The sequence below is a fragment of the Mucilaginibacter sp. PAMC 26640 genome, from assembly GCA_001596135.1.
In the GTDB taxonomy this organism is placed as follows: domain Bacteria; phylum Bacteroidota; class Bacteroidia; order Sphingobacteriales; family Sphingobacteriaceae; genus Mucilaginibacter.
Genome location: CP014773.1, coordinates 2,720,983 through 2,746,111 on the forward strand (window position 1 = coordinate 2,720,983; position 25,129 = coordinate 2,746,111).

A 25,129-nucleotide genomic window follows, 5' to 3' on the forward strand; every position below is an offset into this window, starting at 1 on the left:
TTATCCGCTTTTTAATTTAGATAATCGCGGTCATCATCGCTTAGTGTATTGATCTTGGAGTTTCTTGTACTATCGGTCGACGGTTCCTCATCGTAACTCGTGTGACTGAATTTCGACCTGGGTGGACGCCCTGCCAGAAAACCGATGATAAATGCGATAGCCGATACGATAAGCATCACCGTAACTTTTGAGATGTAAATCGTAGCGAACAGGAAGGTGAACTTTACCGCCTCCAAATTTTGCATGAAAATAATGGTAAGCACAATTGTGAAGATAAGGATGATGATAGTTTTAATGCGCATAGTTTTTTTATCGCTAATGATTACTACAAGATGCGATTTTAAAACCTGCTTTTAAAATCGAAGCATAATCCTCTGGCTCTGCAGCAATGCTTCAACTAATAATTTCCTTTCCGCGTTCCGTGATTTTCCGGGACAGCTTTTCTTCCTGCTGCACTCATTAGTTCCTCAAATAAAAGCAGTAGTTGCAGTCTCACTTAGTTTTTTGGTCCAGCAATGAGTTTTGTTTAGGAACGGTTATGGCGCCAACGCGATCATAAATGCAACAGGATTTTTTGCTGCTAACGCCGATAAAAAACTTAGCCCGTATACAAAACTATGCCTGCCGTGATTTTTTGAGCTTGCTTTATTTTTAGTTCGGTACACTTTGTAATTTAATAATCCATTTTCTCTACATTTGTAGTTTATAGTGAGATAAAGCTGTATAGTATGCTCATTAATATAATTATATGCAGTCATTTTTAGACTAAAATTTACCAATGCTAATTAAATTAGTATATCTTAATTTTTTTAAATCAGTTATCTTGAATTTTAACTTTATTTGAAATTTATAAGCTATTGATTATGTGTATTTAGTGTATTTTAGATAAATGTAAAATTTAAAAATTATATTGAATTTAATTGTTTGTAAATGTATTATATTCAAAATGAAACAACCTTAGTGAAGTTTTAATTCAATACACTATCAAAAACGGGGATTTTACCCCTGTTTAAAGTGAAGCTGGTAAGTGATACTAATTGTCGCCCGGGAATCAAGGTGGCTTAAACGAGCTTAAAACGTGTTGTATTATCGCGCGGCGTTACCCCCGCCCTCCTGTTTATTGCAGGGATATTGGCGTGTTGCGGAAAGAAATAAGAGGAGGATTATCTGCTCTTGCGTTTTGCCACTTGTTTTTGGGCAAACGGAAACAGGAAGATAGTGGAGAGAATAATGACGGCGCCGGCCCAAAAACCAGCCGTCATTTTGTTGATGTCGCCAAAGAAAAAGAAAGCCAGTATGATGCCGTATACCGGCTCGAGGTTGGTAATTAGGGCCACACGAAATGCCGAAAGTTCGCGCATTACGGATACCCCCGCAACATAGGCAAGGGAAGTGCACACCGTGCCGAGCAGTACAAGGTAACCAAGATCGGGAGGTTTTGGAAAGTTCAAAGTTTGAAAGCCCCCGGTGATGATGAGGTAAATTGTGATCCAAATAAACGCCCCGGAAAGTTCGTAAAATGAAATTAGCGGTGCTTCATGCTGCTTTACAAAACGGGAGTTAATGATAGAGAAAAGCGCGGCTAATACGGCGCTGGAAAGCCCCGCTATGATACCCTTAGTGTAATGTGATTCGAACTTGAAAATTAGTACTATGCCGGTGATAATGAAAAACCCGGCGATGATCTCCATTTTGGAAACTCTGGTTTTATTAATTATAGGTTCGAAAATTGCCGTAAAAAGTGTGATGGATGAAAGGCAAACCAGCGTTACCGGAACAGTTGAAAGTTTGATGGAAGCAAAGAAAAGTACCCAGTGGCCACCGACAATTGCTCCTGTAAACAGCATTTTTATCAACGCTGCGCTTGAGATTTTAATGGTTTTATTTGCTAATTTGAAGTAAAAAAACAGCGAAATACTGGCAATTAAAACGCGGTACCAGACTAAATTTACCGCAGATATGGTAATCAGCTGACCCAAAATTCCGGTAAATCCCCACACGAAAACAGTAAGATGAAGAATGATAAGGTTCCTCGTAAGCGTGTTACCGGTCTTGATTTCGGGCATTTATTTAGGCGCTTTTAGGAGTAATATCCAGCCTAAAATTCCAAAGAAGATGTTTGGAATCAGTACAGCAATGAGTGGATTGAAACCGCCTTTTACCGCAAAAACCAGCGAGAAACGGTTCACCACAATGTATACGAAACAGATAAAAATACCGATGCCAAGTGGCAATCCAACTCCTCCGCGAACCTTCCTGGAGGAGATGGCGACGCCGATTATAGCAAGTACAAACGAGGATATCGGCTCTACAAATCGGCGGTATTTTTCAAACTGCATATCAATTAATGCACCCGTTCCGCGTATCTTTTCTTTCTCAATCAGCTTGTTTAAAACAGCCAGTGACATACCTCCATATACGTTGCTGTTAACGTTATCATGCACCTCAAAATCTATTGGGCGCATGTCTAAAACGGTATCTATCGGTGGGCCGTTTTGAACAAATTTTTCTTTCAAACCATTAACCCATCGGGTAGATGGACTAATGATTTTCCACTTATTTTTCAGTGTATCAAAGGCAATACTGGGCGCGGTTAGCCTCATTTTTAACTCATCACCATCAAATTTTTCCAGCATAAACTGGTAGCCGGTGTGCACCTGCGGGTCGTAGGATTTAAGAAAAACAAAGGTGTTTTTGTCTAGCTGAATGTGTACTTCGCTCTTAGTTGGGTCCTCTCCTTTAAAAAAGTACTCGCTTTCAAAGTCTACTTTTAGTTTATTTGTGAATGGAATTACGTAGATATTTGCCAGTATTGATACTGAAAATATGACCGAAGCAGACACGATATAGGGTCTTAAAAAGCGGTAAAAACTTGCCTTGCTGGTGAGGATAGGTACTATTTCCGTTTGATTTGCCATCTTGGCGGTAAAGAAAATTACCGACAAAAAGTTAATTAATGGCGATAACATCATCATATAGAACGGCACAAAACCCGCATAATATTTAAAGATGATGTCGTCAAGAGAAGCGTTTTTACTCAAAAAATCGTCGAGGTGTTCTGAGATATCAAACACCACGGAGATGGCCATAAATAGGCCCAGGGTAAAAATAAATGTACCCAGATATTTGTTAATGATGTACCAATCGATGGTTTTTAAGTACTTCTTTAGCAGTCGCTTCATTTATAATCGTTGGCCAAGGCGGTTTACCATAACTTTCTTCCAGTCGTAAAACTCACCGCTAATGATTTTATTGCGTGCTTCCTTAACTAACCACAAGTAAAAGTGCAAGTTATGCAGAGTAGCTATCTGGGCGCCCAGCATTTCGCCGGAATGGATTAAGTGTCTTAAATAGGCCTTTGTGTATTGCGTATCGGCAAAGAGGTCGCTGTCTCCTTCAATGGGCGAAAAGTCGTTTTTCCACTTTTCGTTGCGCATATTCATGATGCCGTTTTTGGTAAAAAGCATCCCGTTACGGGCATTTCTGGTGGGCATTACACAGTCGAACATATCTATCCCGAGTGCAATATTTTCTAAGATATTAACCGGCGTGCCTACGCCCATCAGGTAGCGTGGCTTCTCTTTTGGCAGGATATCGCATACCACCTCGGTCATAGCATACATCTCGTCGGCTGGTTCGCCCACTGATAATCCGCCAATGGCGTTGCCTTCACGCTCGAAAGAAGCAATCACTTCTGCCGATCGCATACGCAGATCTTTATATACAGAGCCCTGCACAATCGGGAACAAAGTTTGGTTGTAACCATACTTTGGCAGGGTGGTATCAAACCTGTCGCAGCAGCGTTTTAGCCAGCGATGCGTCATTTCAATAGAGCGTTTTGCATAGCTGTAGTCGCAGGGGTAGGGGGTGCATTCATCAAACGCCATGATGATATCGGCGCCAATAATGCGTTGAATATCCATCACATTTTCGGGGGTGAACAGGTGTTTTGAGCCGTCCACATGTGAGCGGAATGTAACACCTTCCTCCTTAATTTTACGCACTTCGGTAAGCGAATAAACCTGGTAGCCGCCGCTGTCGGTTAAAATAGGGCCATCCCAACCGTTGAATTTATGAAGTCCACCGGCGCCTTCTATGGTGTTTAAGCCAGGTCTAAGGTATAGGTGGTAAGTGTTTCCTAAAATAATATCGGCCTTAATATCGTCTTTAAGCTCGCGCTGATGCACAGCTTTGACTGTGCCGGCGGTACCCACAGGCATAAAAATTGGCGTTTGTATAATGCCGTGATCGGTAACCAGTTCACCCGCGCGGGCTTTAGAAAAGGGATCTTGTGCTTTTAAAGTAAATTCCATTAATCCCGCAAAATTAGTGATTTAGGTTGACAATGCTTATGGTGCTAATTAATACATATAGGTATAAAATTGCTATCATCATTGTTGCGTTGACAAAGCAATGGCAATAAATTGAATAGAATTTTGCTTCCACTAGCGGAATCTAAAACGCAGTTGAGGTGGGATGGTTCGATACCTTCATAAGCAATTAAAATACACTTATAGCTTTAATGCCCTTCAATGGACTTCACGCTGATGCTTAAGAAATTTACTAGGTGATTAGTTTTTTGATTTGAATCTCAAAGATTGTAGCACAAAGGCAGTTTGCAAATTTTGCTATGATGCAAAGCTAATCTTGCCTCCAGGTGTATATTTATTCACAAATCTTTTACTCTTTCCTTTAAAACCGAACGCTGTGTCATTAATATCGTCACCAAAAGTGCGATGATTAAGTACATCATAATTGTTTGCCAGAGGCTTCCCACAGATAATTGTGTCTCGATAAAGTGTAGGAGGTAAGCTTTCATAGTTTTTTGCGGATGGTAAAATTTATTGCTATCAGCCCGTTTTTATTGATGTTTAATTTGCAGTAACTCTTGGTTAGTTGATTAGGTTTAATAAAACTTTGCCGCTTAGACAATAGCTAACCGGTTGTTCTCTTGGTGCCTATCGTCAATTTAACCGGTAGTGTTTTTTAAAGCATTTTCCGCAGATATAGCGCTTTAAAGAAAGCCAGCTAAACATCAGTTTTGCTACTTTGCCTCTTGATATTCTGTCAGTGCAAGTAGAGCTGCAGTATGGGCATTTTCTCCGGATCGTATTGTGTAAAATTGGTATTTCAACTGTTTCTGTTGTTTGCATGTATTAGTTATTATTAGTGAAAATGTTTTCGATTAGTCTGTTTGTGAGCGGCTTATTTACAAATCCAATCACTGTGTTGTAGGTAAAACTCTTAGCCCTTTCCATAGGATCTATTGAAGAGGAGACGATAATAACCTTAGTTTTAAAAGGTAATTTTTTTAATTCGTCAAGGAAATTCCAGCCATTAATTTCTGGCATATTTATATCCAGTAATACCAGGTCTGGTTTATGGATAGTGATATAATTTAATGCTAGTTCGGGGTTGTTGAAAGCTTGAATTAATGTTTTTGACTGGTGCTTTATGAGTAACTTTTTATGTATCATGTTTACCAACGGGTCATCGTCAACCAGTACTACATGGTTAGCAGTAATCTTTCCGTCGATTATACTTTCGTCAAAAAAGCATTTATCTTTATTAATCAGTTCGTTAAGTATTGTTATATTATTGTTTAATTTTTCAGCCTGATGATAAATGTTTTTTAGTACTTCCTTTATTTTTATACCATCGGAAGATTCTAACTGGGCATAGTTTTCATAATTAGAAAGGCTAAGGATATTACTTACTGGTGCCCGCAAATCATGTGATGTAAACTTTGAAAAATCGTAATGGTGCGGTGAATTGTCTCGTTTTTCGGTTTGTGGAATTACGAAGCAAACCGCATAGGTAAGATTTTCGTTTATTGGTAACAAAATAAGAATGATTTGGACTTTTATAGACGACTTTACAATTTGTCCTGAAATAGCCCCATCGATTATTACATTATCGCCATCCAGGCATTTTTGGATATTATTTTCGAAATATTTTGCCTGTTCTTGAGGAAAAATATCTACAATAGATTGACCAATCTGGGGTGATTTGTCCAATGAGAGCTTAAAGCCGTGCAAATCAGTCAAATTGAAAGATACAATGTCTTTTAATTCATTTATTATCAAGTATGTAATGTTTTGCCAGTTATTGTTGTTAATATTTTCCAAGACCATCGATATACCAGTAAGTGTGTAAAGGATATAATTAGAAAAACATCGCTATAAATAGTGGATTCATATTTGCTTTATACACTGTATTCACGATTGTAAAATAAATAAAAAAAATGCCTAAATGCAAGAAATACTGTCAAAAGAAAATATCGGGAAGAGGATTAAGTTGCTAAGAATAGAAAGTGGTCATTCTCAGTTGTATATAGCAAAAATATTGAATATATCACGGAGTAATTACTCGCAGATAGAATTAGGAAACCAGTATCCGGCTTATGAAACGTTGAATTTAATTGCCAGTTATTATAGCAAAACCTACGATTGGTTGTTACACGGCACCGAACACGATGCGGAAAATAATTTTGTGCAGCCTACAAAAATCTGTACTGAACTGCCTCAGGCGATAGTGCTTGGTGATGGCCGTATTCGGCAGGTTGTCAATTTTTACGATTATGTGAGCCGGCTAAATAATGTGGATTATTTGAGGAGTTTACCCATTTTCGGCGCATCTGAACCAGCAGTTGAAGAATCAAATAATTGTCGCGCATTCGTAGCAGACAAAACTGTTTCACTTAGTCAGATTTATATCGGCGACGTCCTGCTAGGGAGGCAACTTAAAAATTTATGCGGCGTTACTGTTGATAATATTTATATTATAGTTACACTAAGTGGCTTATTGTTTTGCCGAATTAAAGATATAATTCCTGAAAATAACCTGTTAATTTGCCAAAATGACAAATTAACTAACGGTATCATCACTTTGGCAATTAGCTCTATTGTTGAAATATGGGGTGTTATCGGGAAATTTTCAACTACGATACAGCCTGCAATTCAAAATTTTGATAAGATACTCTTAGAACTTGGGCAAACTATTGGCAAGCTTGAAGCGGAACTAAATAGGTTAAATAACAAGTTTAAATAGTAACATTTAAACTTATTGCTACACTATGTTTGTACTGGAACTTTGCCTGATAAAAAAAATTCCATCATTATTTCAGCGCATGGATAGTGTTATTAGTTACCTTTAGTTGTTGCCTGGTTGTTAACTGCCAAAATTAAATGACCATATTAATTAGTAAGTCACTAAACAGCTGTATATTGTCAACACGATTTGAAATTTAAGAAATAAGTTTAAGGAGTGCCTAACAAACTTTAGAACCAATTTTAGCTGATATAAGTTATTCCGATGTTCTAAACTATGTTAACACAATCAGGCAATACAACTTCTCCCATTAATTGTAGTACTTTATCAACCTTTTTTACCAAATTTGCACCTTATTATCAAGGGGTTTGGAAGCTTATATTCAAGAGGCATTATTTGTTATATTTCAGCTTTGTTTTATTGTTCAACTGTATTATTTAGTAGGCAACCATAGCAGGCTTGCGGGTTACGTACCTTTAAAAGTTTTACCCGAACCGAGCGTACCTGTTTCTGTGATCATTAGTGCTCGGAACGAGGCGCGTAATCTTACCGAGAACCTTCCTTATATACTTCAGCAAAAGTATCCTGATTATGAAGTGGTAGTGATCAATGACTGCTCAACCGATAATTCAGATGAAGTATTGCTGGACATTCAGCGCGAGTTTCCGCACCTTAAAATTGTTACCATTACCGAGCATGCCCGATATAAAACAGGTAAAAAGTTTGCGCTTACCCTGGGTATAAAGGCTGCAAAGAACGAATACTTATTATTTACAGATGCAGATTGTAAGCCGGCCACCCTATATTGGATCACCCGGATGGCAGCAAATTTTACCAATTCCGCACAAATCGTGTTAGGCTATTCACCCTATTACCGCACTGCTAACTTTTTGAATCCGTTTATCAGGTTCGAGACTCTTAAAACTGGTATCAATTACCTTTCTTCGGCATTAAAGGGCGACGCTTATATGGGAATTGGCCGTAACCTCGGCTATACTAAATCTTTGTTTTTTAGGTCGAAAGGCTTTGCGGCCCACATGCACCTCATGAGCGGAGATGATGATCTCTTCGTAAACCAAAATGCAACTGCTGAAAATACAGTTATTGAGATACACCCGGATACCTTTACTCATACTGAAGCAAAGACAACGCTAAGCAGCTGGTTTCGCCAGAAAAGACGGCATATGGGAGTTGGTAAAGAATATAGTAACGAGCACCGCCGTATGTTAAGTTTTGATGCGGTTAGTGGCCTTTTGTTTTATGTTTTATTTATATTGTGCCTGGTATTTAAATTTGAACCATTATTAGCCGCCGGGATGCTCGCATTCAGATTGCTATTACAGATTATAATTTACCGTAAAATATTTAATAAGCTGGAAGCCAGCGACATGTTATGGTGGTTGCTGTTTTTTGACGCGATTTACTATATTTATTTAAATGTGTTTGGATTGATAGGAACTTTTATAAAAACCACCCGATGGAAGTAAACGCAAATTTCACCGAAAACGCCAAGAACGATTTTCACCTGGTGGTGAAGGCAAGAGATGGTAGCCAAAAAGCATACGCCGACCTGATGCACCGATATAAAGATTCGATTTACTTTATGGTGCTGAAGATGGTGAATAACAAGGAGGATGCTATGGACCTTACTGTTGAAACCTTTGCTAAAGCCTTTGAGAAACTTGACAAATACCAGCCGGAGTACGCTTTTAGTACCTGGTTATTTAGAGTTGCTACCAATAATTGTATCGATTTTATCCGTAAAAAGAAGCTAAACACCCAATCTATCCACGGTATGCTGGATGAGGATGGTGAGGAAATGCCTTTGCAGATTAAAGCGGATGTACTAAACCCCGAAGAAAGTTCGATCAAAAAGCAGCAAACTGAGGAACTTAAATTGCTGATAGAAAGTTTACCATTGCGATACCGTAACCTCATTACCCTGCGCTATTTCGACGAGCTATCGTACGAGGAAATTGCCCAGCAGCTGGACTTGCCACTCGGTACTGTAAAAGCGCAATTGTTTAGGGGCAGGTATCTTTTAGGCAATATCATCAACCGTTATAACAAGGATGACATCTGATCTGGTCCTGAAATATTTCCCGGAAATTACCCCGGTACAGCAGGAGCAGTTTGCCCGCCTGCAGGAACTTTATACCTTTTGGAACGCGCAGATCAATGTGGTATCCCGCAAAGATATCGACTTGCTTTACGAGCGCCACGTTTTGCATTCCCTCGGGATTGCCAAAGTAATATCGTTTGCGCACGGTAGCCATGTGCTGGATGTTGGTACTGGCGGTGGTTTCCCCGGAATACCGTTGGCGATTTTATTTCCAGAAACCACATTCCACCTTGTAGACTCTATAGGAAAGAAGATAAAAGTAGTCAACGAAGTGGCCATGGCTTTGGGTTTGCAAAACGTTATGGGCACTCATTCGCGGGCCGAAGACATAAAAGATAAATTTGATTTTGTGGTTTCGCGGGCCGTAACCCAGTTAAAAGACTTTTATCCCTGGGTAAAAGGCAAATTCCGTAAAGAACAAAGTAACGAATTGCCTAACGGAATACTCTATTTAAAAGGTGGGGACCTTACACAAGAAATTGCCGACGCGGGTTTAGCCGTTCAGCAATTCTATCTCAAAAACTATTTTGAGGAGGAATTTTTCGACACCAAGCAGGTGATCTACGTAAAGGGATAATAGTTTTATAAATAACTCATCAACACAACTTCGCTTAGCATAATTTTGTGGTTATTGATAACTGATTTGTCAACAAATTCTTTGTCAATACCGGCAAGGGTGTTAAACACAATTTTGCCATCTGCTTTAGTGATTTTAAAAGCAATAGGAATTTCGTAGCTGCCTGCTTTTAATCTTACTGTTGGGGAGTAGTCTACCAGTGCCCTTTTTGCTTCTGCATCTAAAGCATTACTTACACCTCTTGTTACCGCCACGTTACCTATCTTGTTGTATTTTACAGTAAATGCGATGAATAGCTTCCCGGTTGTTTGGTTGTCGTGTTCTCTTGCTGGATATCTGATAGTTCTGGCCAATTCCTTATTAAAACTACTTATAAAAGTTTGATTGTTGGCACCTATTGGCAAGGGTGGTTTAACTGCTGGTGGCGGAAATTTAATGACTTTAACTTTTGGTGGCGCCACGCCAACTTTTGGGGGTGCCGGTGGAGGAGGGGGCTGGTTATAGATTTTTCGCTGTGCTGCAATTATCCCTATCACTTGCATTTCTCCTATATAATTTGCTGTTTTTAAGCTTTTGGGCGTTGCGAAGAATACGGAATTTTCGCCAAGGATAAAAAACTTGACCCCCATTTTATGATACCCGGCTTTGTCTTTAATCGGATACGCAAATTTTTCAAGTTCTGCTTTCAAAACGTCGCCAAATATATTTGCATTGTTACCGGCTACTGCTACATCGCTAATACGGCCATTTTCATTCAGTTTAAAATTAACTATCAATGAGGCCTTTAATTTTTTACTTAGTGCCACGGTAGGATACTTTACCGACCGACTAATAAACTGGGCCAGTTGCAAATATGGTTCATTAAGGGGTACAGGGGGCGGTGGTGGAGGTAATTGTGGGTTGTTACTAAAGGCTTCGTTAGATTTTGATGTCATTTTAAGATATGCCATCATCTCCGCTTTTTTAAATTGATAGCCGTATTTATCCTTTAGTAATTTACGGTCGGCATTGGTTGCTGAACTACTGTTGAAAAGTTGCTGATGACCGCTTTTACTGGTGATAGTTACTGTAATGTAAGGGGCTTTTTTATCTATAAGGTAGCAGTTTTCCTGTAAGGAGAAGTCTTTACCGAACACGGTGGGAGGTCGCATGGCAAAAGCAGTGTCTCTCAACTCTGCAACGGGTCGCTTTGGCGACAGATCGATTAATGCATAATCTTTACTAAACACGAGTGTGGATGCGCACAGCATACCCGCACATAGCGGTACTGCGGCCAGGTATTTTAGCCTTGCTAATCTGCCTGATCTTTTTTGGTTTAACATGATAATTCTCTTTTTTAGAAGGTTATAATTAAAGAAAGAATGTGCAATAGGCGATCCCTGAATGCCGTAAGCGTTACTAAGCAAAAAGGATGAGTAAGTAAGTGCATCGCTCTCTTTAGCCGCTGTTTGCTCATCGGCTATATATTCGTGAATGGTGCGCAGACTGCGTTGCAGCAGGTAAATGAAGGGGTTAAACCAGCTGACTACCTTGATCAGTTCTATAAAAATGATATCCGCAGAATGCTTTTGGCGAATGTGTACCAATTCGTGCGCAATGATGGTTTCCGACTGTGGTACCGCCGTGCCAATGAAAAGGTAATTAAAGAAAGAAAAAGCGGTATTTTCCCCGTTGAGCTGAATTATTTTATAATTGGAATTGGTTAGTGTACTTTCTGTACGGGTTAATAAAAATAAGCGGAATAAACGATAACAAAGAACAATCAAAGATAATACCGCCCCTATGATATAGATGTAGAGCAGTGCATCCTGTAAGGTAAATTGGGGAGCAGGTTCCTCAATAATGATCTCGGGTATTGGCGCATTATGATAAACCGGGGCTGTATATGCCACCTGTTGAATTTGCGGTTCGGCATGCTTTAAAATGCTCAGTTGTGTTACCGGCAAAACAAATGCTGCCAGGCAGCTAAAAAGCAGGTAGGCGCGGCCCAGCACGTAGTACGTTTCGTTATTTAAAAACAAGCAATAGCATAAATAAAATACCCCCAGGTAAATATTCGCTTCAACAAGGTAGTGTAGCCAGTTCATTGTTTTTTGTTTTTAAGGTTATTTATGAAGTCAGTAAGCTCGTCGAGTTCCTTTAGTCCAAGGTTTTTTTCGTCGGCTATGAACGATACCAGGCTTTTGTACGAATCGCTGAAGTAGTTCTTCATCAGTTTATCGAAAGTGAATTTCTTATAGTCGTCCTCGCTAATAACCGGGAAGTATACGTGCGAATTCCCGTAAGCCTTGTGATCGATGAATCCCTTACCTTCCAACACCCTTACCACAGTAGATACCGTATTGTAAGCAGGCTTAGGTTCGGGGATTTTTTCAAGAATGTCCTTTATTATACCCTTGTTTAACTGCCAGAGGATCTGCATGATCTGCTCTTCAGCTTTCGTCAGCTCTTTAACTTTCATAGTAAACTATTTTTATAGTTAGGCTAAGGTATAACTATTTTAATAGTTTGCAAACTATTTTTGTAGTTTGTTAAAAAAATTTGATGGGTGTTCAAAATGAGCTAATCGACAATTTAACTTGACACGAATTTTAGCTTCGTCATGGCGGTGAAGAAAGGTGACCGGTAAAGAAAAATTGGTACTACTTCAATTTATTCGTGCCGACTCAATACTAAAGGCTTTTTAAGTTCCCGCTGATAAGCGTACGGTAGGGATTGTAAACCAAGGACTAACCATCACGATTTGTTTTCTATTCGTTTTATCAGTGCAATTCGTGTTTACTCAACACTAATCCATAATAGTCTCCATAATTCATAATAATTGCTAATAATTTTGGTATTTATTTATATTTTAGGGCCACAATATTATGGCCTTACAACACCAGATCGCATTAACATTCATTAAAAAAATAGGCCCCGTGCTGGCAAAATCTATGCTGCGCGAATTTGGAGACGCGGAACAGATCTTTCGCCTATCCAAAACTGCCCTCACCAGGGCAAGGGGTATAGGCGTAAAGAGATTAGATCTGGCCGATTTTGATGAGGCGCTCCGCCGTGCAGAAACCGAATTGACATTCATCGAAAAGAATAATATCGACGTGTTTTTTTATACCGATCCGCGCTATCCTAAACGACTAAAAAATTGCCACGACTCGCCATTACTGTTGTATTCCAGGGGGAATGCTAACTTAAACATGCAGAGGGTTATCAGTATTGTTGGCACCCGCAATGCTACCGAATATGGCCGGCACTTATGCAAGCAACTGGTAGAAGAGTTGCAGGAATACAATATCTTAATAGCAAGCGGTTTGGCCCTGGGCATTGATGTTGCCGCACACAAGGAGTGCATTAGGGTGGGGGTACCTACTATAGGAGTGCTTGGTCATGGGTTCGACAGGATGTATCCAAGCCAGAACCGAGGCACGGCAGAAAAGATGCTGGAAAACGGCGGCCTGCTCACAGAATATCCATCGGGCACCAATCCGGATAGGGAAAATTTTCCGCAGCGTAACCGAATCGTTGCCGGCATGGCTGATGCGACAGTGGTGGTGGAAGCAGGTTTAAAAGGAGGCGCTTTGATTACCGCGGAAATTGCCAATAGCTATAACCGTGATGTGTTTGCTTTCCCTGGCAGGCTAAATGATGAATATTCGGAAGGTTGCAACTTTCTGATCAGGAACAACAAGGCTTCGCTGCTTACGTGCATGGCAGATCTTGCTTATAGCCTTGGTTGGGAAAAAACTACTGAATTAAAAAACACACCCGAGCAATTGATCATGCCAATAGATCTTTCGGATGGAGAGCGGGCAATTTATGATATAATAAGGGAGCATAAAATGCCATTGGCTATTGATGATCTCAGCATAAAAACCAATATGCCCACGAGTCAGTTGGCTATGACTTTATTGGATATGGAATTACAGGGTTTTATCCGGTCGTTGCCGGGTAAAACCTACTGTATCAATTAAAGCTTTGGGTTATCATAATAAATTAACTTGCCGGAGTCCTCATAAATCTCCTGCCAGCTATTCAGTTCAAATTCTATTAAGGATACCGTACCGGGCGGCACTTCTTTTATTTGGCCACTTAGCAGGTACAATACTTGCGCTACAGCCGGGTTGTGGCCTACAACTGCTACAAAATCTCGATCATCGGGCAGCTCATTTATTACCCTGACCAGCGTGGGTTCGCCCGCATCGTAAATGGCTTTGTTGATATCGGCGGGAGGCAAAGCCAGTGTGTCCGCGAAAATATTCGCTGTAGTATGGGTGCGTAATGCCGGGCTGCTCACAAATAGTTGTGGCACAATGCCTTGTTCTTTTAAATGTTGGGCCATAGTGGTGGCATCAGCAATACCCGTCTCGGTTAAAGGGCGTTCAAAATCAGAATAGCCGGATTCTTGCGTGGCTTTTGCGTGGCGAATGAGGAGCAGTTTTTTCATCGGTTTAATTAAAGCAAAGAGGAAGCAAAAACTGCTCCGTCTTTGTTTTGAACAGCTTTTTTGTTAAAATGTGAATCCAACAGAAATGCCGAATACACGAGTTTTGATATCCCCCTCAGTCGTGTTGTTTGAAATGTCTGTTAAACAAAACGGTATTTAACTTTTATTGATAAACGCAGTAACCAATTCTTCGGGTAATTCGGTCATACATTTAAAATGGCCTAGCGGGCATTTTTCCAAGCCAAATTTCGAGCAGGGTCTGCAAGAAATATCGCTGCCGACAACCGAAAACTCCTTAACCATGTAGGGTTTTACACCAAGCAGTTCGGGTACGGTGCCGCCCCAGATAGATAAAATAGGTTTGTCAAATGCTTCAGCGATGTGTGTAAGCCCTGTATCGAAACCAATAATACTTTGCGCCTTTGATACCAGAAAAACTGATTCATCCAACGTTGTTATTCCGCATGCATTATAGATTTTGTCGCCTAAAGCATTAGATACATTTTCCCCATTGGCTTTAACATCCTTACCCCCCAGGAGCACAACAGGTAAATTCAATTTACGGCAAATGCTAATGATCTTGTCATTCGGCAGCCGTTTGGTAAAGTGAGTGGCACCTATAATAAAAGCAACAAAGCCATTTTGGTGTGATACCGGGAGTAATTTATTGAGTTGATATCCGGCATTTACGTAATAATCTATTGGTTGCCCGTCATTTGTAACCCCCAGGAATTCTACAGCTTTTAAGTATCGGTCTACCAAATGCGTGTTGAGCACCAGCTTTAAATTGAATTTTAAGCTCAGCCATTTGCGAATAGTATATTTTTTATAGCTAGATGCTTTGACGCCCGTTCGCAGCTTAATTATACTGGTGCGCAGGTTGTTATGCAGATCAATAATGCAGTCGTAATTTTCAGCTTTAATGTCGGATATGGTGTCCGAAAGGCTGGGCTTAAGCAATATTAATTTATCTAGATGCGGGTTATTATTGTAAATATATTGAAACGCAGGTTTGGTTAAAAAGTGCACCTCTGCGTTGGCTACCTGCATTTTTAAACAGCGCACAACAGGGGTTGTATAAATAATATCACCCATGGAACTGAACCGGATAACCAATATTTTCATTGGGCGATCTGTCCGTTTCAGGATATTTGTCCCCGTATTTTGTTGATAATGGATGTAGAGGAGTAGCCATCCACCAGCGTAATCGTTTTCACTTCGCCGCCATTGGCTAAAACCTCTTTGGCACCAGCAATTTGATCTACGGTATAATCGGCACCTTTAACCAGCACATCCGGCATCAGGGTAACGATCAGATCGCGGGGGGTATCATCTTCAAAAATCACCACCCCATCTATAAAAAACAAGGCGGCCAGCAAGGCTGCACGATTGCTTTGGTCATTAACAGGGCGACTTTCGCCTTTCAACCTTTTAACAGATGCATCCGAATTTAAGCCGATCACCAGTTTGTCACCCAATTCTGCGGCTTTGGCCATATAGGTAATATGCCCTAAATGCAGCAGATCGAAAACACCGTTAGTGAATACGATCTTTTTACCTTCCGATTTCCATTCACGGATTTTTTCCGCCAGGGTGGGCGTGTCGGCTATTTTATTTAAAAGGGTTTGTTCGAGATTATTTCGCATATTATAAAATTAAAATTCCTTTATCGGGAGGTAAGGGCCGAATCGAGCGCCTAGGGCTTTTTTACTTTGGCCTTTTCTTTTCAAAAACTTTGGTAATGTCCTCCAAAGATAAGGCATTCAAACACATTTCTTTTGTTAAGCCGCCTTTACGGGCAATATTTACGCCATACTCCATATCCAGAAATCCACTTTTGCGGTGGGCATCCGGGTTTATTGAGAGCATTACACCTTTTTCCAGGGCGTACTGATGCCAGCGCCAGTCGAGGTCCAATCGTACTGGGTTGGCGTTGATCTCTATAACCACGTTATTAGCGGCGCAAGCATCTATTACCATTTTATAGTCGATATCGTAGCCTTTTCTGCTTAGAAGTAAACGGCCGGTTGGGTGCCCCAGTATGGTAGTGTAAGGGTTTTCTATTGCCTTTATCAACCTCGCGGTAGCTTTCTCTTCAGGCATTTTCAGGTTTGAGTGTACCGAAGCCACTATAAAATCAAATTTCTTAAGGATCTCGTCGGGGTAATCCAATGCACCGTCATTCAATATATCTGATTCAATCCCTTTAAACACCTTAAACCCGTTGAGTTTTTTATTGAGATGGTCTATTTCTTCCTGCTGCTGTAACACCCTTTCGATGCTGAGTCCTTTGGCGTAAAATGCACTTTTACTGTGATCGCACATGCCTAAATATTCCAATTTGAGGTCATCGCGGCAGTAAAGGGCCATATCCTCAACCGAATGCACACCATCGCTCCAGGTGCTGTGATTATGTAGTGTGCCCTTCAAATCGTGGTAGGAGATTAGCGTTGGAAGGTTATTGTTAGTAGCACGCTCAATAAATGTATCACCTTCCCGTAGTTCGGGTTGTATCCAGCTGAGATTGGCTTTTGAGTAGATCAGTTCCTCGCTGCTTGGCTGCTCCAGCCCGTTACCTATGCGCTCCATCACTTCAGCTACATGTTCGTCGTTACCGGTTTGCACAAATAGTTCCTGATAATAATCGGCTTTGCTTACGCAGATGATATCAACAAGCAGCCCGTTCGTTAGCTCGCCGCCAATATGATGGCCATTGAGGCTTACATTTTGCAGGATCTGCGAATTGGCCAGCGCATTGAAGGCAATATCCTGATCAAGACTGCCGATAACGATGACAATCTCCGATATGATCTCACACATCCGGCGATATTCACCAGCCACATGTTTCAATGCATCCGGGAATACTCCCCTTATCTCTTCCATCAGCGCCTTTACTTCTTCCTCCACTTGTGCGTAAAGGAATTTACCGTTACCCGCCATCCGGAATTCAATTAGCTTGCGGATCTCGTCCTGTGTTTTTAATCCGAAACCCTTAGCTTCCACCAGGCGGTTCTCGTTACAGGCATAATACAGCTCGCCAATGTTTTCTATTCCGAGTTCCTTCCATATTACAGCAACCTTTTTAGCACCGATTCCCTTGATGCCCATCATCTCCACTACACCTTCAGGGGTTTTGTCAAGCATATCCTGAAGATCGGTCATTGTGCCGGTTTCAAGCAGTTCAGCAATTTTAAATGCAAGGCTCTTGCCGATGCCGTCGATCTTTTCCAATTCCTCCACCGTTTTACCGGCAATAGGGAAGGGGAGTTTATCTACCTTTAAGGCAGCATTGGCTATCGCTTTTATTTTGAACGGGTTAACGTTGTGCAATTCCATCAATTGCGAGAGCAGGCGAAGCGTACGGGATATGGGCTTGTTTTCCATAAATTGGTTTGCAGTAAAAGTACAAAAGGCGGGGGTATTTCGCCGGTTTATTTGTAATGCAACAAGGCGAGGGATGAAGTGTTTTTTAGCCGCAGAGAAAACGGAGCAGAAGCGGAGGGGCACAGAGCGTGAAAAATTAAAGAAGATTTGATAAGGAAGTTTCATATTTAGAACCGTAATTGCAAAATGTTTATTATCGATAACGAAGAATTTGAACGAAACCTGTTCTTGACGCAGGCTTATCGCGAAATACAGCTGGCGAACACCTACAAATCTTCTGCTGAGATTTTGAGGGATTTTAATCCGATGTATAATGAGCAGCTTATCTTTTCTTTTATTAAAGGACAATATTCGAATACGGAATTCAACTTCAAGTCGGCTGGTTGGAATATTTATCCTTTTCCCTACCATGGGTAAGGAGAATAATTGTAATTATACTATTTTGGCTGGCGTATTCCTGTTATAAATACTGATACAAAAAAAGCCGCCTTTTTCAAGGCAGCTTTCAAACCTATCAAGGTTATGCTTTTTATTGCTGATTATTTTGTGTTTACAATCAATGGTTTCGATGTAGTTAGGCTATTCGGTAAAGGATATTTCCATTTTTCGTCACCGGATACACTGTTAAGTACATAAAAGAGGCTCGAACCTCCTCCACCTGCAAAGATATTCTCCTTAAACACCGTGGGTACCGCACCGTTGGCAATGATAGGTTTCTGCCATAATGTTTCACCTGTTAATGCATTAACCGCGTATAAATTATTATCATCTGCATTGATAAAAAGCTTACCATTTGCATAAGCGGGTCCGGACGAGAATCCCTTTTCTTGTAACCCCGTCCAAATAGCTGTACCATCGGTTTCTTTAATGGCATAAAGGTTTCCAACTGCCTTGGTATCTAAATTATACCAGCTCGAAAAATAGATCACTCCGTTATTCACGATAAGTTTTGACTGCTCTAAAGATATGCCGTCGATATTTATTTTCCATTTAAGTTTCCCGGTAAATTGGTTAACAGCGATAAGATCACCTTGGCGATTACCTATAAATACTACTTGATTGGAGATGACTGGGCTGGATTGCACAATAACGGCACCAGTATAGTATTTCCATTCTAAAGTACCGCTGTTAGCATTTAAAGCGTACAGGTATCCGTCGGTGCTGCCGAAATATACTATACCATTTGCTACAACCGGGCTGCTATCTATATTGGAACTGGTTACATATTTCCATTTTAATAAGCCGGTATTGCTATCGATAGCGTAAAAGTTATGATCATCGCTACCGAAATAAATAATTTTACCAGTCACCGCCGGGCTGGATATGATGGTACTGGCAGCGGTAAATTTCCATTTTAAAATTCCGGAACTGGCATTAACTGCGTACAAATTATTGTCGGTATTGGTTGAGTAAATTGTTCCATCGGCGTAAACTGGTGTAGAATAAGCAAAATCTCCGTTGGCCTCAAACTTCCAATTTAATATCCCCTCATTGGTAAAAGAATATAAATTTTTGTCATTTGCACCCACATATACATTGTAACCTTCGGGAGCAGGATTGTCGTTTTTCTTGCAAGATGTACTGACAATGACGAGCAAGATGGTGCCAATTTTCAGTAAATTTCGCATAGTAATAAAGTTAGATTTATGCATGTGATATATGGTTTGAGAGATTTTTGCTTTTCGACTCACTATTAAGTAACAGGTTTAATTTCAAAAAATAAAAAAGCCGCCTTTTCCAAGGCGGCTTTTCAAAATATTCAAAATCAAATTATCTGATCACAATATCATAAGGCATCCGTGCCTGCGGGGTGCGCATCATTTGCGTTACGCCTTTTATTTGCTGGTAGTACTTGTAGTTTTCGCCAAGTTCTGATTTTAAAAACTGCGCTTTTATTTGTGCCGAAAATCCCTGGCCAAATTTGCTTAAAATGCTTTTTTGCTCGGGATAACTCACTAATTGATACTCTTTCAAGTTCGCTTTTCTAGCGGCAGATGCTACAGCATCGCTAATGTTGCCCAATTTATCTACCAGGCCGATTTTTATCGCTTGTTCGCCTGTCCACACCCGGCCCTGGCCAATAGAATTGATGTAGGCCCGGGTTTTATGGCGGCCTTCGGCAACTGCTTTGGTAAAGGTATCATAGCCGTGGTCAACACTCTTTTGCAAAATAGCGCGTTCCTCTGGTGTTAACGGTCTGCTGACATCTCCCAAATCGGCATACTTCCCGGTTTTCACACCATCGAAGGTTACGCCTAGTTTATCGTTGAAAAATTTCTGCATGTTCGGCAGGATAGCAAAGATGCCAATCGAGCCGGTGATGGTATTTGGTTCAGCATAAATGCTGTCGGCCGCACAGGCAATATAATACCCGCCAGATGCTGCAACATCGCCCATTGAAACGATTACCGGCTTCGCTTTTTTAGCCAGCACCACTTCGCGCCAGATAATGGCAGAGGCCAGGGAACCACCACCCGGTGAATTCACTCTTAAAACAATGGCTTTAACTTTATCGTCTGTACGTGCCTTGCGGATAGCTTTCGAGATCTTTTCAGATCCGATGGTATTATCGTCGCCGTCTCCGCCGGCAATGTCTCCCGATGCATAAATTACTGCGATACGGTTTTTTGAATATGATTTGCTGTCGTCATCATTATCCTTATCGTCTTTCGGCGCACTTTTAACATAATCAGCCAGTTCAACGCTTTGAAGGTCGTCTTTCTGATTTGTATTGGTGCGGTTCTTTAGATCGCTCAGTATTTCGTCTTTATACTTCAATCCGTCAACCAATTTATACTTCACGGCATCTTCCGGCTCCTGGATCAAACCGTTGTTGGCGTAATTAAACAATGAGTCTTTACTGATATGGCGCTGCGCGCTGATCCCGGTTAAAAAGTGATTGTATAACGAACCAAGGTAGGAGGTAACCTGCAGGCGGTTAGGGTCGCTCATTTTGGTAAGTGTGTATTGTTCTGCATAGCTTTTGTAGGTGCCTACTTTTATAACCTGTGCCTCTATCCCCAATTTATCCAAAGCACCTTTCAGGAACATGGTTTCGGAACTAAACCCCTTAAACTCAATGATACCTTTTGGGTTAAGGTAAACTTTATTGGCAACGGAAGCGAGGTAATAAAACCCCTGCGTGTAGATCTCTGAGTAAGCAACTACAAATTTGCCCGATTTTTTAAAATCGATAAGCGCATTGCGCACCTCTTCAGTTGTCGCCTGGCCGGCTAACATATAGCTTTCATCCAAAAAAATACCTTTAATGTTGCTGTCGCTTTTAGCCTTTTTAATGCTTGCCAAAATTTGATTGAGTCCGATAGCCTTTTCACCATCCAGGCCTAAAAAGCTTAAACCTGCAAAAGGATTATTTGCGGTACGTTCGGCAATGTTATAGTCTATTTTAATATGTAAAATGGAATTAGCTTCAACGTCAGCGCCTTTGTCCGAACCTGCTGATGCGACGATGCCGGCGATGAGTGCGAAAAATAATAGGCCAAGAACGACGGTAGAAAGCACGATGCCAACTATTGTGGCCAGAACATATTTGAAGAATTGTTTCATTAACTGTTATAAATCATTTATATATGCAAACTTACTAAATAGGGGCGGTTTATATGTTATTAAGAGCCCTAACCCCGATATTTGTTACAACATGATTAACGTTTTTTTGCTGTTAGGAAGTAACCTGGGAAACCGGCAACTGTTTTTGCAGGAAGCTATCCGGCAGATTCAAAAAGAGATTACGCCGGTATTGAAATTATCATCGGTTTACGAGACGCAGTCATGGGGTAAAACCAATCTGCCCGATTACCTGAACCAGGTTATATTACTGCAAACAAGTCTAACCGCTCGCGCACTATTAAATAAGATACTGGCTATTGAGACTGAACTTGGCCGGCTGCGCGAAGAAAAATGGGGATCGCGCACGATAGATATCGATATATTATTTTACGGTGATGACGTGGTTAACGAGCCCGGCCTCATTATACCGCATCCTGAATTACATAACAGGAGCTTTACATTGGCACCACTTGCAGAAATTGCGCCTGAATTAGTTCACCCACTATTAAACAGCAGTATTTTAACCCTCAAATTAGCTTTAAAAGACGATTTGATGGTAAAAAAGTTATAATTTTGACGTATAACCCGATACGATGGCTGATAGCATACCTGCACAAGACCTTGATCTTGCTTTTTTATACGAAATTGCCGATGGCAGTGATGAATTCATTGTGGATTCTATAGGCATGTTTTTAGACCAAACGCCGCAGTTGCTGGCCAGTATCAACACTGCTATCAACGCACAGGATTGGGTAACGGCTGCACAGGCAGCGCACAAACTGAAACCAAATCTTGGCTTTTTTGGAATGCCCTGGAGCCAGGCAACTATACAGGACGTAGAAATTGCCTGCAAGACAGAAGGACAAGATCAGGCCGCCATCATCGAGAAATTTATGCAGGTACAAACCATGGTCAGTAATAACCTGGTAGCGCTTCAAAAAATTAAAATTGAAAAGGAAGGAAATCTATAGGAAATTGATCCGTATGAACGACCGGGTGACTGAATAGCTGGTAAATCCGAAAAAGTATAAAAGCAGAAAGCAATCCCTTGGGATTGCTTTCTGCTTTTATATCGTACGATAGTCGGGCGTTTCTTTCAGACTTTCCTTCTATCCGGACTTACAGACTAAGCAACTTCTTCCAACTTGAAGCTATAGCTTTCCATAATCAGGTTAGCTAAAAGATTTTTACAGGCTTCATCAACTTTGGCGCTGGCGGCCTCTGTACTGTCGGCTTCTATTTCCAAAGAAATATGCTTTCCGATGCGTACGTTTTGAATTTCGGCGAGGCCAAGATTTTTCATACTGCCGGTTACGGCTTTACCCTGCGGATCAAGGATTTCTTTTTTTGGCATTACATCTATTTCGGCCAGGAATTTTTTCATTACTCTTTTTGTGTTAGGTACGATAGCGTATTGACGGACTATTTTCTGTGAGAACCGCTGATTACCGTATCGTTTGCGAATTTTAGTTGAATTAATGACAAGGTGATATACATTATGATAACCACCGGAACTGCCGCAAATTTAAAAAATAGTATGAGTATTGCAGAAACCAGCAATAATAAATAGCGGTAAAAGTTTTTGTTAAAGTCGCTGTTCTTAAATTTAAGAGACATTAATGGAATCTCTGCTACGAGTAGGATACACATCACAATGATGAAGCAAACCAAACCATAAGGATTTAAAATAAAACGTTTCAGGTCCTCGTACTGCAATAGTATTAAGGGGATAGAAGCGATCAATATCGCATTTGCAGGTGTTGGCAGGCCAATAAAGCTTTCAGCCTGGCGGGTATCAGTGTTGAACTTAGCCAACCTTAAAGCAGAGAATACCGGGATGAGAAAGGCAACAAAGTTGAGCCATTCGCTAACACCGCTGATCTGGGGTGCCTCCAGTAACAATTCATACATGATTGCCGAAGGCAGTACGCCAAAGCTTACCATATCGGCAAGTGAATCCAGATCTTTACCTATACATGATTGTGAATTTAATACCCTTGATGCAAAGCCATCAAAAAAATCAAAAATGGCAGCTAAAAAAATGGCATAAGCAGCTACGATCAGGTTGCCCTGAAACGCAAAAAGAATTCCGATACATCCGCTAAACAAGTTTGCGCAGGTAATGGCATTTGGAAGGTGTTTTCTAACTCGCCGCCTCATAATGGGTATGAAGGTATTAATATTTTTATAAAAAAACGGAGTTATAAAATAACCGCTGTTAAATTATAACTCCGCATATCTAAATATATTATGAGTTCATCGAGATAAGGAACTCCTCGTTGGTTTTCGTGCCGCGGATCTGTGCCTGCAAAAATTCCATACTTTCCTGTGAATTCATATCCGCCAGGTGATTACGAAGAATCCAGATTCTTTGTAAAGTTTCACGATCAAGCAACAAGTCATCACGACGGGTGCTTGATGCAGTAATATCGATAGCAGGGAAGATTCTTTTGTTGGATAATTTACGATCCAGTTGCAGCTCCATATTACCGGTACCCTTAAATTCTTCAAAGATCACCTCATCCATTTTAGAACCGGTTTCTGTTAATGCAGTTGCGATAATGGTTAAGCTGCCGCCATCCTCAATGTTACGGGCCGCACCAAAAAAGCGTTTTGGTTTGTGCAATGCGTTGGCATCAACACCACCCGATAAGATCTTACCGGATGCAGGTGCCACCGTATTGTAAGCACGTGCTAAACGGGTTATAGAATCCAGCAGAATAACCACGTCATGACCACACTCTACCATGCGTTTGGCTTTCTCTAAAACGATATTGGCGATTTTTACGTGGCGCTCTGCAGGCTCATCAAAAGTAGATGAAACCACTTCGGCGCGTACGCTGCGTGCCATATCGGTCACCTCTTCCGGGCGCTCATCAATCAGTAAGATAATGAGGTAAACTTCCGGGTGGTTTTTAGCTATCGCGTTTGCAACATCTTTAAGCAGCATGGTTTTACCTGTTTTAGGCTGAGCCACAATTAAACCACGCTGGCCTTTACCTATCGGCGAAAACAGGTCCATAATACGGGTAGAGTAGTTACCGGCATCCGTAAACAGGTTCAGTTTCTCCGATGGGAACAGCGGAGTTAAGTGATCGAAAGGTACACGGTCGCGCACTTCTGCCGGGATGCGGCCGTTGATTGCTTCCACGCGTACCAGCGGGAAATATTTTTCACCTTCCTTTGGCGGGCGGATACTACCGCGAACGGTGTCGCCAGTTTTTAAGCCGAAAAGTTTAATCTGGCTCTGAGATACATAAATGTCATCAGGAGATGTTAAATAGTTATAGTCAGATGAGCGCAGAAATCCGTAACCATCGGGCATGATTTCTAATACGCCTTCGTTTACAATAACGTTATCAAAATCAAGGTTGATAGCAGGCTCCTGATTTTTTTGCTGTTTTTCATTTCCGTTACCGGTATTGTTTACGCGGCGCTCAAATTTTTGCGGGCGGCTTTCGGCTGGTAATTGTTCTGCCCTTATGGCCTGCTCTTCTTCGGTAGGGTTGCTGCTTGCAGAAACCGCTTCGGTATTGTTACCGCGGTTATTATTTTCTGCTTCGTCTTCTTCCTGCTCAAATAAGTTGGTATCTCTTAAAGGTACTTCAACCCTTGGTTCGTTCTTAGCGGCTTTGGTTACGCGGGTTCTTTTGCGTGTTTTTTCGCCATCGGCGGCTGGGGCAGCTTCTTCTGTTTCTGCGGGAGCAGTTTTAGGAGCGTAGTTGCTTTCTACGATGCTCTGTTGGGTCCTGGCGGCTTCAATTAGCTGTTGCTGCTCGGTAATGGTGGTGATCAGTTGTGCTTTTCTTAGCTCATCCGCCGCCGCAATACCTAAACTTTTAGCAATTTCACGCAACTCAGACACGAGCTTGTCGTTCAATTCGATTGTATCAGACATGATATGAATTATAGTTCAAAAGGATTTTTTAGTTGAAAGATGTTCTGCAACCTGCATATGCAATATTTAAGCCAGGTAAGTATTAGAAAT

24 protein-coding genes and 1 pseudogene are annotated in these 25,129 nt (G+C 41.0%); 8 read left to right on the plus strand and 17 right to left on the minus strand.

The features are described 5' to 3' along the window. Window positions 1-11 precede the first annotated feature (11 nt). The 6 genes from A0256_11875 to A0256_11900 form a co-directional block, all read right to left on the minus strand. A complete protein-coding gene (locus A0256_11875; protein ID AMR32068.1) occupies window positions 12-302 on the minus strand; it encodes a hypothetical protein in 291 nt (96 codons plus the stop codon). 234 nt (window positions 303-536) lie between these two features. Further along, window positions 537-758 carry a hypothetical protein gene (locus tag A0256_11880; protein AMR32069.1) on the minus strand — a complete coding sequence of 74 codons (222 nt, stop codon included), beginning with the start codon at window positions 756-758 and terminating at the stop codon, window positions 537-539. A 405-nt stretch (window positions 759-1,163) separates the two neighbouring features. Further along, complete coding sequence (locus A0256_11885; GenBank protein AMR32070.1) at window positions 1,164-2,066, minus strand: permease; 903 nt, start codon at window positions 2,064-2,066, stop codon at window positions 1,164-1,166. Further along, the gene (locus A0256_11890; protein ID AMR32071.1) at window positions 2,067-3,182 is read right to left on the minus strand and encodes a permease; all 1,116 of its coding nucleotides are present in this window, start codon (window positions 3,180-3,182) and stop codon (window positions 2,067-2,069) included. After that, window positions 3,183-4,313: a tRNA-guanine(34) transglycosylase gene (gene tgt / locus A0256_11895; protein AMR32072.1), complete on the minus strand. Its 1,131-nt coding sequence runs from the start codon at window positions 4,311-4,313 to the stop codon at window positions 3,183-3,185. Between the two features lie 843 nt (window positions 4,314-5,156). Then, on the minus strand, window positions 5,157-6,134 hold the full coding sequence (locus A0256_11900) for a hypothetical protein (protein AMR32073.1): 978 nt from the start codon (window positions 6,132-6,134) through the stop codon (window positions 5,157-5,159). A gap of 118 nt (window positions 6,135-6,252) precedes the next feature. On the opposite strand from A0256_11900, the pseudogene A0256_11905 reads away from it, so the two are divergent. From A0256_11905 to A0256_11920, 4 genes and pseudogenes are all read left to right on the plus strand, one after another. Then, window positions 6,253-6,471 (plus strand): annotated as a pseudogene (locus A0256_11905) (DNA-binding protein). Window positions 6,472-7,418: 947 nt separating this feature from the next. Continuing rightward, a complete protein-coding gene (locus A0256_11910) occupies window positions 7,419-8,537 on the plus strand; it encodes a transmembrane glycosyltransferase (protein AMR32074.1) in 1,119 nt (372 codons plus the stop codon). After that, entirely contained in the window at window positions 8,528-9,133 is a 606-nt protein-coding gene (locus A0256_11915; GenBank protein ID AMR32075.1) for an RNA polymerase subunit sigma-24, read from the plus strand. The genes A0256_11910 and A0256_11915 overlap by 10 nt, the downstream gene beginning before the upstream one ends. After that, window positions 9,123-9,749, plus strand: coding sequence for a 16S rRNA methyltransferase G (locus A0256_11920; protein AMR32076.1), 627 nt, complete (start codon window positions 9,123-9,125; stop codon window positions 9,747-9,749). Before A0256_11915 ends, A0256_11920 begins: the two co-directional genes overlap by 11 nt. 5 nt (window positions 9,750-9,754) lie before the next feature. Here the strand turns inward: A0256_11920 and A0256_11925 are convergent, their stop codons facing one another. Next, on the minus strand, window positions 9,755-11,836 hold the full coding sequence (locus tag A0256_11925) for a hypothetical protein (protein AMR32077.1): 2,082 nt from the start codon (window positions 11,834-11,836) through the stop codon (window positions 9,755-9,757). Further along, on the minus strand, window positions 11,833-12,210 hold the full coding sequence (locus A0256_11930) for a transcriptional regulator (GenBank protein AMR32078.1): 378 nt from the start codon (window positions 12,208-12,210) through the stop codon (window positions 11,833-11,835). The genes A0256_11925 and A0256_11930 overlap by 4 nt, the downstream gene beginning before the upstream one ends. A gap of 406 nt (window positions 12,211-12,616) precedes the next feature. Between A0256_11930 and A0256_11935 the strand changes: the two genes are divergently transcribed. Further along, on the plus strand, window positions 12,617-13,717 hold the full coding sequence (locus tag A0256_11935) for a DNA processing protein DprA (GenBank protein AMR32079.1): 1,101 nt from the start codon (window positions 12,617-12,619) through the stop codon (window positions 13,715-13,717). Here the strand turns inward: A0256_11935 and A0256_11940 are convergent. From A0256_11940 to A0256_11955, 4 genes are all read right to left on the minus strand, one after another. Continuing rightward, complete coding sequence (locus tag A0256_11940; protein AMR32080.1) at window positions 13,714-14,190, minus strand: hypothetical protein; 477 nt, start codon at window positions 14,188-14,190, stop codon at window positions 13,714-13,716. The two genes, A0256_11935 and A0256_11940, sit on opposite strands and share 4 nt — an antisense overlap. Window positions 14,191-14,346: 156 nt before the next feature. Continuing rightward, window positions 14,347-15,315 carry a glycosyl transferase gene (locus tag A0256_11945; GenBank protein AMR32081.1) on the minus strand — a complete coding sequence of 323 codons (969 nt, stop codon included), beginning with the start codon at window positions 15,313-15,315 and terminating at the stop codon, window positions 14,347-14,349. 17 nt (window positions 15,316-15,332) lie between these two features. After that, window positions 15,333-15,836: a D-beta-D-heptose 1-phosphate adenosyltransferase gene (locus A0256_11950; GenBank protein AMR32082.1), complete on the minus strand. Its 504-nt coding sequence runs from the start codon at window positions 15,834-15,836 to the stop codon at window positions 15,333-15,335. Between the two features lie 61 nt (window positions 15,837-15,897). Beyond that, entirely contained in the window at window positions 15,898-17,574 is a 1,677-nt protein-coding gene (locus A0256_11955) for a DNA polymerase IV (GenBank protein AMR34523.1), read from the minus strand. A gap of 186 nt (window positions 17,575-17,760) precedes the next feature. Here A0256_11955 and A0256_11960 point away from each other — a divergent pair, with 186 nt between their 5' ends. Continuing rightward, window positions 17,761-17,991 carry a hypothetical protein gene (locus A0256_11960; GenBank protein ID AMR32083.1) on the plus strand — a complete coding sequence of 77 codons (231 nt, stop codon included), beginning with the start codon at window positions 17,761-17,763 and terminating at the stop codon, window positions 17,989-17,991. A 122-nt stretch (window positions 17,992-18,113) separates the two neighbouring features. On the opposite strand, the gene A0256_11965 is transcribed toward A0256_11960, so the two are convergent. Next, window positions 18,114-19,202 (minus strand): hypothetical protein, encoded by a 1,089-nt coding sequence (locus A0256_11965; protein ID AMR32084.1) that lies wholly within the window; start codon window positions 19,200-19,202, stop codon window positions 18,114-18,116. A 142-nt stretch (window positions 19,203-19,344) separates the two neighbouring features. Next, on the minus strand, window positions 19,345-21,141 hold the full coding sequence (locus A0256_11970) for a signal peptide peptidase SppA (GenBank protein AMR32085.1): 1,797 nt from the start codon (window positions 21,139-21,141) through the stop codon (window positions 19,345-19,347). A 91-nt stretch (window positions 21,142-21,232) separates the two neighbouring features. Here A0256_11970 and A0256_11975 point away from each other — a divergent pair, with 91 nt between their 5' ends. Continuing rightward, entirely contained in the window at window positions 21,233-21,712 is a 480-nt protein-coding gene (locus A0256_11975; protein AMR32086.1) for a 2-amino-4-hydroxy-6-hydroxymethyldihydropteridine pyrophosphokinase, read from the plus strand. Between the two features lie 22 nt (window positions 21,713-21,734). After that, window positions 21,735-22,112 (plus strand): hypothetical protein, encoded by a 378-nt coding sequence (locus A0256_11980; GenBank protein ID AMR32087.1) that lies wholly within the window; start codon window positions 21,735-21,737, stop codon window positions 22,110-22,112. Between the two features lie 155 nt (window positions 22,113-22,267). On the opposite strand, the gene A0256_11985 is transcribed toward A0256_11980, so the two are convergent. From A0256_11985 to A0256_11995, 3 genes are all read right to left on the minus strand, one after another. Next, window positions 22,268-22,525 carry a phosphoribosylformylglycinamidine synthase gene (locus tag A0256_11985; GenBank protein AMR32088.1) on the minus strand — a complete coding sequence of 86 codons (258 nt, stop codon included), beginning with the start codon at window positions 22,523-22,525 and terminating at the stop codon, window positions 22,268-22,270. 38 nt (window positions 22,526-22,563) lie between these two features. Further along, complete coding sequence (locus A0256_11990; GenBank protein ID AMR32089.1) at window positions 22,564-23,301, minus strand: CDP-diacylglycerol--serine O-phosphatidyltransferase; 738 nt, start codon at window positions 23,299-23,301, stop codon at window positions 22,564-22,566. An 88-nt stretch (window positions 23,302-23,389) separates the two neighbouring features. Further along, a complete protein-coding gene (locus A0256_11995) occupies window positions 23,390-25,039 on the minus strand; it encodes a transcription termination factor Rho (GenBank protein ID AMR32090.1) in 1,650 nt (549 codons plus the stop codon). Between the last annotated feature and the right edge of the window lie 90 nt (window positions 25,040-25,129).

Coding starts and splice junctions, on each gene's coding strand:
- A0256_11965 (AMR32084.1), bottom strand. CDS start 19,202: ATGCGAAATTTACTGAAAATTGGCACCATCTTGCTCGTCATTGTCAGT.
- A0256_11945 (AMR32081.1), bottom strand. CDS start 15,315: ATGAAAATATTGGTTATCCGGTTCAGTTCCATGGGTGATATTATTTAT.
- A0256_11900 (AMR32073.1), bottom strand. CDS start 6,134: ATGGTCTTGGAAAATATTAACAACAATAACTGGCAAAACATTACATAC.
- A0256_11920 (AMR32076.1), top strand. CDS start 9,123: ATGACATCTGATCTGGTCCTGAAATATTTCCCGGAAATTACCCCGGTA.
- A0256_11935 (AMR32079.1), top strand. CDS start 12,617: ATGGCCTTACAACACCAGATCGCATTAACATTCATTAAAAAAATAGGC.
- A0256_11985 (AMR32088.1), bottom strand. CDS start 22,525: ATGAAAAAATTCCTGGCCGAAATAGATGTAATGCCAAAAAAAGAAATC.
- A0256_11880 (AMR32069.1), bottom strand. CDS start 758: ATGACTGCATATAATTATATTAATGAGCATACTATACAGCTTTATCTC.
- A0256_11970 (AMR32085.1), bottom strand. CDS start 21,141: ATGAAACAATTCTTCAAATATGTTCTGGCCACAATAGTTGGCATCGTG.
- A0256_11980 (AMR32087.1), top strand. CDS start 21,735: ATGGCTGATAGCATACCTGCACAAGACCTTGATCTTGCTTTTTTATAC.
- A0256_11975 (AMR32086.1), top strand. CDS start 21,233: ATGATTAACGTTTTTTTGCTGTTAGGAAGTAACCTGGGAAACCGGCAA.
- A0256_11890 (AMR32071.1), bottom strand. CDS start 3,182: ATGAAGCGACTGCTAAAGAAGTACTTAAAAACCATCGATTGGTACATC.
- A0256_11960 (AMR32083.1), top strand. CDS start 17,761: ATGTTTATTATCGATAACGAAGAATTTGAACGAAACCTGTTCTTGACG.
- A0256_11925 (AMR32077.1), bottom strand. CDS start 11,836: ATGAACTGGCTACACTACCTTGTTGAAGCGAATATTTACCTGGGGGTA.
- A0256_11915 (AMR32075.1), top strand. CDS start 8,528: ATGGAAGTAAACGCAAATTTCACCGAAAACGCCAAGAACGATTTTCAC.
- A0256_11955 (AMR34523.1), bottom strand. CDS start 17,574: ATGGAAAACAAGCCCATATCCCGTACGCTTCGCCTGCTCTCGCAATTG.
- A0256_11990 (AMR32089.1), bottom strand. CDS start 23,301: ATGAGGCGGCGAGTTAGAAAACACCTTCCAAATGCCATTACCTGCGCA.
- A0256_11940 (AMR32080.1), bottom strand. CDS start 14,190: ATGAAAAAACTGCTCCTCATTCGCCACGCAAAAGCCACGCAAGAATCC.
- A0256_11930 (AMR32078.1), bottom strand. CDS start 12,210: ATGAAAGTTAAAGAGCTGACGAAAGCTGAAGAGCAGATCATGCAGATC.
- tgt (AMR32072.1), bottom strand. CDS start 4,313: ATGGAATTTACTTTAAAAGCACAAGATCCCTTTTCTAAAGCCCGCGCG.
- A0256_11995 (AMR32090.1), bottom strand. CDS start 25,039: ATGTCTGATACAATCGAATTGAACGACAAGCTCGTGTCTGAGTTGCGT.
- A0256_11885 (AMR32070.1), bottom strand. CDS start 2,066: ATGCCCGAAATCAAGACCGGTAACACGCTTACGAGGAACCTTATCATT.
- A0256_11950 (AMR32082.1), bottom strand. CDS start 15,836: ATGCGAAATAATCTCGAACAAACCCTTTTAAATAAAATAGCCGACACG.
- A0256_11875 (AMR32068.1), bottom strand. CDS start 302: ATGCGCATTAAAACTATCATCATCCTTATCTTCACAATTGTGCTTACC.